8 protein-coding genes are annotated in these 11,525 nt (G+C 72.5%); 3 read left to right on the plus strand and 5 right to left on the minus strand.

Translation table 11 applies throughout. The annotated features are described in order from the left end of the window. Positions 1 to 45 precede the first annotated feature (45 nt). Positions 46 to 1,884 (minus strand): thiamine pyrophosphate-binding protein, encoded by a 1,839-nt coding sequence (locus tag IH50_RS0102715; protein WP_030856773.1) that lies wholly within the window; start codon positions 1,882 to 1,884, stop codon positions 46 to 48. Further along, on the minus strand, positions 1,881 to 3,920 hold the full coding sequence (locus IH50_RS0102720; RefSeq protein ID WP_030856775.1) for a flavin monoamine oxidase family protein: 2,040 nt from the start codon (positions 3,918 to 3,920) through the stop codon (positions 1,881 to 1,883). The genes IH50_RS0102715 and IH50_RS0102720 overlap by 4 nt, the downstream gene beginning before the upstream one ends. Before the next feature lie 1,127 nt (positions 3,921 to 5,047). Here IH50_RS0102720 and sigJ point away from each other — a divergent pair. The 3 genes from sigJ to IH50_RS0102735 all read left to right on the plus strand — a co-directional run bounded on the left by sigJ (position 5,048) and on the right by IH50_RS0102735 (position 8,308). Next, the gene (gene sigJ, locus IH50_RS0102725) at positions 5,048 to 5,992 is read left to right on the plus strand and encodes an RNA polymerase sigma factor SigJ (protein ID WP_030856777.1); all 945 of its coding nucleotides are present in this window, start codon (positions 5,048 to 5,050) and stop codon (positions 5,990 to 5,992) included. A 100-nt stretch (positions 5,993 to 6,092) separates the two neighbouring features. After that, on the plus strand, positions 6,093 to 7,292 hold the full coding sequence (locus IH50_RS0102730) for an NAD(P)/FAD-dependent oxidoreductase (RefSeq protein ID WP_030856779.1): 1,200 nt from the start codon (positions 6,093 to 6,095) through the stop codon (positions 7,290 to 7,292). A gap of 179 nt (positions 7,293 to 7,471) precedes the next feature. Further along, a complete protein-coding gene (locus IH50_RS0102735) occupies positions 7,472 to 8,308 on the plus strand; it encodes a DUF2182 domain-containing protein (RefSeq protein WP_037871909.1) in 837 nt (278 codons plus the stop codon). Positions 8,309 to 8,327: 19 nt separating this feature from the next. Here IH50_RS0102735 and IH50_RS0102740 read toward each other — a convergent pair whose 3' ends face one another. From IH50_RS0102740 to IH50_RS0102750, 3 genes are all read right to left on the minus strand, one after another. Continuing rightward, positions 8,328 to 8,984, minus strand: coding sequence for a DUF1326 domain-containing protein (locus IH50_RS0102740; protein ID WP_030856783.1), 657 nt, complete (start codon positions 8,982 to 8,984; stop codon positions 8,328 to 8,330). Between the two features lie 283 nt (positions 8,985 to 9,267). Then, a complete protein-coding gene (locus IH50_RS0102745; RefSeq protein WP_030856786.1) occupies positions 9,268 to 10,809 on the minus strand; it encodes a DEAD/DEAH box helicase in 1,542 nt (513 codons plus the stop codon). 231 nt (positions 10,810 to 11,040) lie between these two features. Then, positions 11,041 to 11,244 carry a cold-shock protein gene (locus IH50_RS0102750; protein WP_030856788.1) on the minus strand — a complete coding sequence of 68 codons (204 nt, stop codon included), beginning with the start codon at positions 11,242 to 11,244 and terminating at the stop codon, positions 11,041 to 11,043. Positions 11,245 to 11,525 lie beyond the last annotated feature (281 nt).

An 11,525-nucleotide genomic window follows, 5' to 3' on the forward strand; every position in this document is an offset into this window, starting at 1 on the left:
GGATACGGGTCGTGTCCTCTGCTCCCTGGCGGGCCGGGCGGCCCGTCAGGCGGTCGTGCCGGGCTTCGGCACCTTGTACGCCATCGCCCGCGGGTAGTCGTGGCGGTGCAGGCGGACGCGGACCAGCAGCGGTCCGGCGTTGACCGGGTCGGCGGGGTCGGTGAGGCGGGCCAGCAGGGCGTCCAGTTCGGCGGTGTCCGTGACGTGGACCCCGTGCGCCGGGGTGTCCCGGCCGGCGAAGACGGCCGCGAGGCGGTCGTGGTGCCACGGGTGGAGGACGTTGTAGAAGTCCGGCTCGGGACGGTCCTGTCCGGCGTAGTAGGACGGGTGGACCAGCATCTGCTCGATGCCGTAGAAGTGCCCGTTGTCCATGACGAACACCACCGACCGCAGGCCGAGCCGGGTGTGGGTGGAGATCTCCTGGCAGGTCTCCTGGAAGGCGCCGTCGCCGACGAACACCATCGGACGGGCGGGCGCGCGCTCGGGGGCGAGCGCGGCGCCGGTGGCCGCACCGACCGACCAGCCGATGGACAGCCAGCCGGCCTGGGACAGGAACCCGCCCGCGGGCAGTGACAGGTTCATCGAGCCGATGAGGGAGAACGCGGCGTCGGAGACGACCGTCCAGTCCTCCCGGGTCTCCTCGCCCAGGAAGTGGTTGATCCGGTCGAACACGCCGTCGTAGGTGAGGTGTTCGGGCGTACGGGACGGTGAGCCGGGGACGCTGAGTGCGGCCCGGTGGTGCTCCAGGGTGGCGGGGCGGTTCCCGGGCGCTCGGTGGTGGGCGTGGGCCTCGGCGTAGTAGTCGGCGGTCAGTCCGCCGGAGCCGTAGGTCTTGACCAGCGCGTCCTGGAGGGCGGGCAGCAGGTGTTCGAGCTGGACGTCGGGGAAGTAGGAGGTGCCGACGCCGACACCGCCGTGCGCGGCCATCACCCAGTCGGTGCCGACGGACTGCTCGCCGCCGAGGTTCTTCGACGTGGACCAGGCGCCGAGCCCGATCCGGCAGGTGGCCCAGTCCTTGAAGATCCGGTGCACGTCCGGATGGCTGGCGTGGCCGTTGTAGACGCCGTGGAACTGCGGCTGGTCCTCGTCGAGTACGGCCTTGGCGCCGACGGTGGTGCAGAACGGCACCCCGGTGGCCTCCACCAGGCCGGTGAGCTGCCCGCCGAGGCGGAACCGGTCGGTCTCCTCGCCGGCCCACACGATCGGGCGGGGCCTGCCGTCCGGGCCGGGGTGCTCCTCGATCAGGGTGAGGATCGCGTGGACGGCGTCGTCCAGCATCGTGCGGCCGCGGGCGCCGAGCGGCCGTTCGCGGGGGACGATCGGCGCCTCGGGTGCGGCGCAGGGCTCGTCCCACAGGTCCTCCATGACCTCCAGGTAGACCGGCCGGCGTTCGGTCAGGCAGGCGGTGAGCGCGGCGTCGATCCGGCCGGGGGCGAGGCCCGGGTGGGAGATGGCCTGCGCGTCCACGGTGACCTGCCGGTAGACGTCCAGGTTGCTCTCCGTGCGCGGGCTCATGTGGGAGGTCAGCAGGCCGAGGGCGCGCTGGTTCTGCCACTGCTCGTAGGGCGGGGAGGCGTTGACGGCGACGAGCGGAACCTGCTCGACGTAGGCGCCGCCGCAGGCGTTGAGCAGGTTGAACGCGCCGACGCTGTAGGTGACGGCGGCGGCGCCGATGCCGTGGATGCGGGCGTAGGCGTCGGCGGCCTGGCCGGCACCGCCCTCGGTGGGGGTGCCGACCCACTCGATGTCGCCCTCGGCGCGCAGGGCGGTCAGGAACGGGCCGAGGTGGTTGCCGGGGACTCCGAAGAGGTGGGTGATGCCCAGCTCGGCCAGGCGCAGGGCGAGGTAGCGGGCGACCGTGCACCCGGGGTCGAAAGCGGTCACGAGGCGTACTCCTCCCGGTCCGGGCCCGGGGTGGTGACCGGCGCGGCCCGGTGGACGGCGACGGCGGCGCGGACGGCGCTCTCCAGGGCGCCCTCGATCCAGGCGTGCTTGAGGGAGGTGTGCTCCCCGGCGAAGTGCACGGGGCCCTCGGGCCGGGAGACGTCCAGGTGGAAGCTGGTCATCTGGTGGGCGGTGTAGATGGCGGCCTCGCCGAAGGCGTACGGGTCGCGGGCCCAGCTCTGGGTGGCGCCCCGGCCGGTGAAGAACACCTCGATGCGGCGGCCGTGCAGGGCCTGGAAGTTGCGCAGGGCGTAGACGTAGCGCTCGGCGTCGGCCATGGAGTCCCAGCGCGCGGCGTCGTCGGACCAGCAGTACGAGGCGAGGACGACGCCGCCGTTGCTGCCCTCGACCCGGTGCGACGGGTAGTACATGAACCGGTTGGGGTTGTCGGCGGCGGAGCCCCCGCCGAAGCAGTGGGTGGCGGGGCGGACGGCGGGGCCGCGCAGCGGCAGGGTGCCGTCGATCCGCCGCATCTCCTCGGTGACGCCGTTGCCCTTGACCGCGGCGCCGAGCAGGCCGGCGGCCGGATCGGGGAGGGTGACGCGGGGCGCGGTGTCCGCCCCGCCGCTGTGCCGGTAGTACGCGTACAGGCCCGGTGCGATGTTCTCCAGCTCACCGCGCCAGTCGTCCTCGGTGAACTCCCACCACCGGTGGCTGAACTCCAGCAGCACCTTGGTGGCCTGGTCGTAGTGGGTCTCGATGATCGCGCGGCGCTTCTTGTACGACATCGAGGGGACGATCTCCACGAAGCGCAGCGCGGAGAACGGGACGGTGACGATCGCCAGGTCCGCGGTCCACGTGCGCGGCGGGGCCTGGGGGTCGTCCTCGGCGACGGTCTGCACGGCCACGCCCCGGCCGTCGGGACCGACGGCGCCGGTGCCCTCGGGGCCGGCGTCGCGGCTGGGGTCGTGGTATTCGAGGCGGACCATGCGGTGGCCGAGCCTCACCTCGTCGAGCAGGCCCTGGTGCAGGGCGTGCGGCAGGCGCCAGCTGCCGCCGGGGATCTCCCAGTAGCGGACGGCGGGGTTGATGTCGCTGCGGCTCAGGAAGCTGTGGAAGAAGGAGAGGTGCAGCCGGGAGGACATGTTCTCCAGCGTTCCGACGGCCTCGACCGCCTCGTCGCTGAGCCCGGCGTGGTCGCGCAGGAAACCGCCCATCGAGCAGCCGTCGAAGTCGCGGATCACCCGGGCCCAGCCCTCGACCCATTCGTCGAACGGTTTGTCGACGCGCTTTCCGTCGACGATGTGGGAGTAGTAGTCGCGCACGCTCTCCAGCGCGTCGTCGACCATCTTCACCACGGGGGCGCGGACCTCGTCGTCGGTGAGGTGGAACTCCTCGTTGATCCGTTCGGGACCGGTGGTGTAGTCGGCCCGCCGTACCTGGACCCGGTTGGCGCGGATCCAGGAGTTGCCGCGCTTGTCGGGTTCGCGGAAGTCGGGGCTGTCGTCGCCGTAGGTCCAGGTCCGGCCGGTGAAGGACGTGTAGGTGACCGGGGGGACGGGGACGTCGGGACCGCTGCCGGTGGAGGGGTCCACGTCCACGTTGTAGAACTGGCGGCGGCCGAGTCCGAGTGTGTCGACGAGGGCGAGGACGAGCGGATGGAAGTCGGGCAGCCGCATGGCACCCGCCTCGGCGTACTGGGCGGGGTCCGCGAAGGGCTGGTGGTGCTCGGTGGCGCGGAAGGTCTTGATGCGTCCGCCGACGCGGCCGGTGTTGGCCTCGAGGATCGTGACGTCGTGGCCGGCGTCCTTGAGCAGGCGGCCGGCGACGAGGCCGGTGATGCCGGCGCCGACGATCAGGATCTTCTTGCGCGGGTGACGGGTGGTGCCGAGATGGCCCGTGTCGATCAGGGTGTGGAGGTAGTCGAGCTTGAGGTCCTTGTCGTCCGGGCCGACGAGAAGGAGTTCGCGGGCAAGTCGGAGACAGGTCTGCCAGCGCGCACGGGTGGCGGAGTTTTCCCGTGGAATGTCGGTCATGACGTGAGATCGTAGAGATGGAGAAACGGTTTACCGTTCCCCCCGGAAAACAAAGTCCAAAAAACACCGATCGCACCGCTCGACGTAAATTCGACTTGCTTGGATCGTCCTTGCCGGACGACAGGTTCACCAGGGACGGATGGGGAAAAAGAAACGAAGCCGAATCGATAATCCATTTACGGAATGCGAAAATCCTGATGTCTCGATGATGACGGTCACGCCGGCCGGCCGGGGCGGAAAGGGAACCGGAACGGCGATTTTCCGCCGAGCCGTCGCCACCGCGGCCTCACTCGACGCCGTCGGCGCTCCGGTGCCGCGGACGCCGGGGCGGGAGGCGACGGCGACACGGCGCGAAGGGCATCGTCCGCGCCTCGCAAGCCGATTGACAGCCCGTCACCGACACGGGGCAGGGGCCGGCGTCAGTGCAAGCCCCGCACGCCGTCCGTGGGCACGGCCATGCCCGGACGCGGTTCACCGGAAGGGCCGCGCCGTTTCGGAGGCGTCCCGGTCCGGAGTCGTATGAATGCAATGCGCGGCACGCGGGCCCACCCACTCCTCGGCCATTCCGAAGACGAACCCCGGGATCACGGACCTGGAGTTTCATGCCGTCGATGCGCGTGCGCGGGATTCGAGAAGGGAAAACACCTCAAGCGACGGTGCGCACCTCATCACCGGAATCCGCGACAGCGCCCGGTCGGCTCCCGGTGTTTCCACGGAGGACCTGAGAGGAGCCGCATCGGCCCGGTCCGGTTCGCCATGCTCGATCGCAAAGACGCGGCGGCCTCGCGCCGGTGCGCCGGATCGCGCGGCGGAGCGGCGTGGGCGATCGTCCGTCAGTACGTCGAGCAGCGGAAGCGTCCGTGCTCCGGTGCGCACCGGAGGGGCCTCGGGACGCGTTCGTCCCCGGCGGGGACGCCGGGGCTCTCCCCGGGAGTCCCGGCAGCGTCCGGAACCACCTCCCACGTCCCCCATGGGAACGCCCGGGTTCTCCCCGAGAGCTCCGACAGGCGGCCGGAAGCACCGCCCGTGCTTCCGACGGGGACACCGGGGCCCTCCCCAAGAACCCCGACAGGCACCCGGTACCACCGCCCGCGCCCCCGGACCCCGGCCGGGCTAGGATCCGGAGCATGGCCCTGACCGTGGAGGACGTGGACCGGTTCGAGGCGTCCAGGCCCCGTCTGGAGGCCATCGGCTACCGCCTGCTCGGTTCCGCGAGCGAGGCCGAGGACGCCGTGCAGGAGACGTTCCTGCGCTGGCAGGCCGCCGACACCGGCCGCATCGACGTCCCCGAGGCCTGGCTGACGAAGGTGCTCACCAACCTGTGCCTCAACCAGCTCACCTCGGCCCGCGCCCGGCGCGAGACCTACGTGGGCCAGTGGCTCCCCGAACCGCTGCTCGCCGGCGACCGGATGCTCGGCCCCGCCGACACCGCCGAACAGCGCGAGTCGGTCTCGTACGCCGTCCTCACCCTGCTGGAACGTCTCTCCCCCAACGAGCGGGCGGTGTACGTGCTGCGGGAGGCCTTCGACTACCCGCACCGGGAGATCGCCGGGATCCTCGACCTCACCGAGGCCGCCAGCCAGCAGATCTTCCACCGGGCCAGGAAGCACGTCGCGGACGGCAAGGCCCGTACCGAGATCGACGAGGCCGCCGCCCGGCGGGTCGTCGACGAGTTCCTCGCCGCCGCCACCAGCGGCCGGACCGAGCCGCTCGTCCGGCTGCTCACCCAGGACGCCGTCGCGGTCGGCGACGGCGGCGGGAAGGTCCCGGCCCGCGCCAAGGCGTTCGAGGGCGCGCTCGCGGTCGCCACGTTCATGCGGGGCCTGTTCAAGCCGGGCAAGGCCAAGCGCGACATCGTGGGCGGCTCGCCCGGCGTGTACGCCACGACCGCCAACGGCGACCCCGCCCTGGTGGCGGTCCTCGACGGACGGATCGTCGGCATTATGTGCTTCGCGGTCACCCCCGAGGGCATCACCGCGATCCGCAACCAGGTCAACCCCGACAAGCTGGAACGCGCGACCCGGCTCTGGGCGACCACCGACCACGGAGAACCCCTGCTCACCGCCTTCTGAGCATCACGTGACACACGTCACGATCCGCTCCTGTCAGGAAACGGCGGGCCGCCCGGTTCAAGGGGCGACCCGCCGAAGAGCCGACGACAGGAGCAGGGAAATGCAGCACCGCATCATCGTCCTCGGAGCCGGATACGCCGGAGCCGTCGCCGCCGGACGCCTGGCCAAGCGGCTGCGCCCGGAAGACGTCGCCATCACCCTCGTCAACGCCGAGCCCGACTTCGTCGAACGCGTCCGCATGCACCAGCTCGCCGTGGGCCAGGAGCTCAGGCCCCGCCCCCTCGCCGAGATGTTCGCGGGCACCGCCGTGGAACCGGTGATCGCGAAGGTGACGGGCGTGGACGCCGACCGCAGGACGGTCACCGTCACCGACGGCACCGGGGGAACCCGGCGGCTGACGTACGACACCCTCGTGTACGCCCTCGGCAGCGGCTGGGACCCCCACGGCGTCCCCGGTGCCGCCGAACACGCCCACGAGATCGCGAGCCGCCCCGGGGCCCTCCGGCTGCGCGAGCGCCTGGCCGGCCTGGAGGCGGGGCGGTCCGTGGTCGTGGTCGGCGGCGGACTCACCGGCCTGGAGGCCGCGACCGAGATCGCCGAGTCCCGCCCGGACCTCGACGTCTCCCTCGCCGTCCGCGGCGCACTCGGCGACTGGCTCTCCGCCAAGGGCCGCCGGCACCTGCGCAAGGTCGTCGACGGGCTCGGCGTCACGGTGCGCGAACAGACCTCCGTCACCGCCGTCGGAGCCGACCACGTCACCACCGCCGACGGCCGCACCCTCCCGGCCGCGGTCACCCTGTGGACCACCGGCTTCGCCGTCCACCCGCTCGCCGGGGCCACCACCCTGGAGACCACCGGCACCGGCCGGATCGTCGTCGACGCCACCATGCGCTCCGTCTCGCACCCGGAGGTGTACGCCGTCGGCGACGCGGCGCTGGTGCAGGGGCCCGGCGACAAGCCGCTGCGGATGTCGTGCGCCTCGGGCGTCCCCACCGCCTGGCAGGCCGCCGACGCCATCGCGGCCCGCCTGACCGGCGGCAAGCTCCCGAACACCCCGCTGCGCTACTTCAACCAGTGCGTCTCGCTGGGCCGCAAGGAGGGCCTGATCCAGTACGTCACCGCCGACGACCGCTCGGTCGACGCGGCCCTGACCGGACGCCTCGCCGCCCTCTACAAGGAACTGGTCTGCAAGGGCGCGGCCTGGGGCGTGGCCAACCCGACCCTCGGCATCCCGGTCCGCCGCCGCACCCTGGTCCAGGAGCCGGCCGCCCCGGCCACCCCGCTCAGGCCGGCGGCCTGAACACGGCGGGGATACGTGCGGGAGCGTCCGGTGGGGTGGCATGGGCACAGCACCGGACGCACCGCGTACCCGCTCCTGCCCGATCGGGGCGGGCGCCGCGCTCCCCCGGCCGCGCGGTGCGAGGTCGCGGTGCGCGGGGAGGCGTGCTGTCCTGGAGACAGCGGCAGGAGTACACACCGATGCGCCACAGCCGGACCGCTCCCCTCGATCCCGCCCGGCCGGCCGCGCCGACCGGGGCGGGTGGGGGTCTGCTGCCGGTCCGGGAGCTCGCGGCCGCCTGGTTCCTGGTCGTCCTGATCGCGGTGCCCGCCTGGGTTCTCACCGTCGGGCAGGCCCGGGACATGGGTGTCGGGCCCGGCACGATGGGGATGACGCTGCCGCTGTTCCTGCTGCTCTGGGTGACGATGACGGCGGCCATGATGCTGCCGTCCATGGCACCGGTGGCCCTCACCTGGGTGCGGGGGATCGGCCGGCGCTCCTCCGGCCGGGTGCGGGCCGCGCGCACCGCCGGGTTCGTGGGCGGGTACCTGCTGGTGTGGGCCGCCTTCGGGCTCCTCGCCTACGCGGCCCTGGCCCTCACCGGCGACCTGGTGGACGGCCGTCCGACGGCGGGACACCGGCTCGGCGCGGTGGCCTTCCTGCTCGCGGGCCTGTACCAGCTCGGCCCCCTCAAGAACGTCTGTCTGCGGCACTGCCGCGACCCCATGAGCCAGCTCGTGCGGTACGCCGCGTTCCGCCGGCCGGCCCGCGACCTGCGGGTGGGCGTCCACCACGGCGCCTACTGCGTCGGCTGCTGTGCCGGACTGATGGCCGTCCTGATCCCGCTCGGCATGATGAACGTGGCGGCGATGGCGGGACTGGCCGTGGTGATCTTCGTGGAGAAGCTGTGGTCCCGCGGTCCGCTGCTCGCCCGGGGCGTGGGCGTGGCGTTCCTCGTCCTGGCCGTCCTCGCCCTGTCCCAGGACTGGCTGCTGCCCGGCCTGACGGGAACGACGCCCCCGATGCCCGGCATGTGAGCGAGCCGGCCCCGGTCCGTCACTCCGGTCCGCTCCAGTCGAACCGGAAGTGCTTGCTCGACTTCCCCGAGCGTTCCCAGGAGAAGCCGAAGGCGTCGGCGCGGTCGGTGGTGGCCCGGCCCCAGGTGGCCACCTGGCCCGGTCCGACCTCGGCGCCGGGCGCGTTGTGCACCTGGACCCGTGCGCCGTCCGGCGTCGTCGGGCCGGTGAGCGCCTCGGCCTCGGCCGTGACCCGGCCGGGAATCTCCGCCCGCCACGTCGCCAGGTCCTCGTCGATCTCCACGTGGACGGGAGCGACGTCCATGCCGCGCATCTCGGGGTGGAACATCTCCCCGAACTGCGCGGGCCATCCGCCCGCCTCACCGCCGAAGACGGCCCCGAGCGCGGCGCGCTGCCGCTCGTCGGCCCGTTCGTCGAGGAAGACCGCGGCGTACGGGTCGGTGTGCGTGCCGGCCCAGGGGTTTCCGGTGAAGGAGCCGAGCATCAGGACGTTGAGACCGTCGAGCCGCACGTCGCCGAAGTTGCCTTCCCGGATGCGCCAGACCAGCACGCCCTCGCAGTCGCCGTAGGTCGGGGGCTGGGCGAACGTACAGGGACACGGTATGGCGCACTTGCACACGTCGAACCAGTCGCCGGCCAGGTGCCAGCGCGTACCGGTGGTGACCTGCTCCGTCATCTCGCTTCCCTCCTGCCGGGCCCCGGGGGCCCACTCGGAGCGGCGAGACCGCGCGTGTCCCGAGCCCGCGCCCGGGACGACGAGGCGGTCTCCTCTCCAGCTTGCGCCTCGCCGCCCGACGGGGGAACCCCCGCCTCGCCGGACGGCGTCGCGGCCGGTGAGGCCCTCCGCTTCGGAGCACCGGGCTCGCGCGAGGTCCTTCTGGCGGCGAGGCGGCGGTACGACGACGAGCCCCCTGCCGGCGCGTGCCGGCAGGGGGCTCGGGCTCAGGGTCCCGGCGGTGCTAGGCGGCCGGGCCGGATCCGGGGCGTCGCTGGGTCCTGCGGCGGCCCTCCTCACCGGCGGGACGGCCCTGGCCTGCGGGACGGCCCTGGCCTGCGCGGCCCCGGCGGCCCCGGCGGCTGCGGGAGGGGGAGGAGGTGGCGCGGGGGCTCTCCGCGGGCGGCGCGGCGATGACGACCGGGATGCCGGAGGGGGCCTGGGCGCCCGTGATGCGGCTCAGCTCCTCCTCGCCCGAACGCACCTGGGTGATCAGGGGGGTGATGCCCGCCAGGGACATCAGCCGGCTCATCTCGCGGCGCTGGCCGGGCGTCACCAGGGTGACGACGCTGCCGGACTCCCCGGCGCGGGCCGTACGGCCGCCGCGGTGCAGGTAGTCCTTGTGGTCGGTCGGCGGGTCCACGTTGACGACCAGGTCGAGGTTGTCGACGTGGATGCCGCGCGCGGCGACGTTGGTCGCCACCAGCACCGTCACGTCGCCGCTCTTGAACTGGGCCAGGGTCCGCGTGCGCTGCGGCTGGGACTTGCCGCCGTGCAGGGCCGCGGCGCGGACACCGCTGTTCAGGAGGTGCTTGGTCAGCCGGTTCACCGCGTGCTTGGTGTCGAGGAACATGATCACCCGGCCGTCGCGCGCCGCGATCTCGGTGGTCGTCCGGTGCTTGTCCTCGTCGTGCACGTGGAGTATGTGGTGCTCCATCGTGGTGACGGCGCCCGCCGACGGGTCGACGGAGTGGACCACCGGGTCCGTCAGGTAGCGGCGGACCAGGCGGTCGACGTTGCGGTCCAGGGTGGCCGAGAAGAGCATCCGCTGCCCGTCGGGGCGCACCTGGTCGAGCAGGGCGGTGACCTGGGGCATGAAGCCCATGTCGGTCATCTGGTCGGCCTCGTCGAGGACCGTGACGCCGACGTCGTCCAGCACGCAGTCGCCCCGGTCGATCAGGTCCTTGAGCCGTCCGGGCGTCGCGACGACCACCTCGGCCCCGGCGCGCAGCGCACCGGCCTGCCGGCCGATGGACATCCCGCCGACGACGCTGACCGGCCGCAGGCCCACGGCGCGGGCGTACGGGGTGAGCGCGTCGGTGACCTGCTGGGCGAGCTCGCGGGTGGGGACGAGGACGAGGGCGAGCGGCCGTCGCGGCTCGGCCCGCCGTCCCGCCGTGCGGGCCAGTACGGCGAGGCCGAAGGCGAGGGTCTTGCCCGAGCCGGTACGGCCCCGGCCGAGTACGTCACGGCCGGCCAGGGAGTTCGGCAGGGTCGCCGCCTGGATCGGGAACGGCACGGTCACGCCCTCGCGGCCGAGCGTGTCCAGCAGCCGCGCGGGCATGTCGAGCTCGGCGAACGACTCGACGGCGGGCAGCGCGGGTGTGATCGTCTCCGGCGGCGTGAACTCGCCCTGTACGGGCCGTGCGGCCGGCCGGTTTCCGGAACCCCTGGAGCGGCGCGGGCCCCCGGAGCGAGGGGAGCCCGAGCGGGGGGCACCCGAGCGGGGCGCGCCGGAGCCTCCCCCGGAGCGGTCATGGGTGCGGGACGTGCGGGCACGCTTCATGCGGAACCTTCCTTGATGAGGCGCGTACCAAGGAATTCCCGCAGCACAGGAGCGGCGCAGAGAATCTCGAGACGAGCCGGAGTCGATGGGGGCCGAGCCGGGCCGACGGAGAATACGTCACCGACCGGTGACGTGGTGGGACCACCCCGTCACCGGTCGGAAACGCAGCGAACCGGGGCCCGCACCCCAGAGGTGCGGGCCCCGGTTGCGAAGTACGCGTCGGCGCCGATATCAGGCGGGAACGATGTTCTCGGCCGTCGGGCCCTTCTGGCCCTGTGCGATGTCGAAGGACACCTTCTGGCCCTCGTGCAGCTCACGGAAACCCTGGGCGGCGATGTTCGAGTAGTGGGCGAAGACGTCGGGGCCGCCGCCGTCCTGCTCGATGAAGCCGAAGCCCTTTTCCGGGTTGAACCACTTCACGGTACCGGTAGCCATGTCATTTCTCCTTCGGAGGCGGTATCGGGAATTCACCCTGTGTGAATTCCGTGTCGCCGTGATGATCAACCCGTAGGAAATGAACCCGCTGGCAACCACACCTGCAACTGATACCGACACTAGCACGGTGCGATCGACCGCGCGTGATCGCAAATTCTGCCTCCGGTCGGTGACCTGGGAATACGTACCGCGTCCGGCGCCTATTCCCTCTGTCATGGACGCGAAAGTCACACCCTGGGTGCGTGGCGGCCGCGGTACGGCCCTCCTCGGAGGCGTGGATC

Source organism: Streptomyces sp. NRRL S-37, from assembly GCF_000721605.1.
GTDB lineage: Bacteria > Actinomycetota > Actinomycetes > Streptomycetales > Streptomycetaceae > Streptomyces.

What these genes read in the sequence shown, in the direction of transcription:
- IH50_RS0102720 (WP_030856775.1), bottom strand. Translation starts at nt 3,920, where the DNA reads ATGACCGACATTCCACGGGAAAACTCCGCCACCCGTGCGCGCTGGCAG.
- sigJ (WP_030856777.1), top strand. Translation starts at nt 5,048, where the DNA reads ATGGCCCTGACCGTGGAGGACGTGGACCGGTTCGAGGCGTCCAGGCCC.
- IH50_RS0102730 (WP_030856779.1), top strand. Translation starts at nt 6,093, where the DNA reads ATGCAGCACCGCATCATCGTCCTCGGAGCCGGATACGCCGGAGCCGTC.
- IH50_RS0102735 (WP_037871909.1), top strand. Translation starts at nt 7,472, where the DNA reads ATGCGCCACAGCCGGACCGCTCCCCTCGATCCCGCCCGGCCGGCCGCG.
- IH50_RS0102740 (WP_030856783.1), bottom strand. Translation starts at nt 8,984, where the DNA reads ATGACGGAGCAGGTCACCACCGGTACGCGCTGGCACCTGGCCGGCGAC.
- IH50_RS0102745 (WP_030856786.1), bottom strand. Translation starts at nt 10,809, where the DNA reads ATGAAGCGTGCCCGCACGTCCCGCACCCATGACCGCTCCGGGGGAGGC.
- IH50_RS0102750 (WP_030856788.1), bottom strand. Translation starts at nt 11,244, where the DNA reads ATGGCTACCGGTACCGTGAAGTGGTTCAACCCGGAAAAGGGCTTCGGC.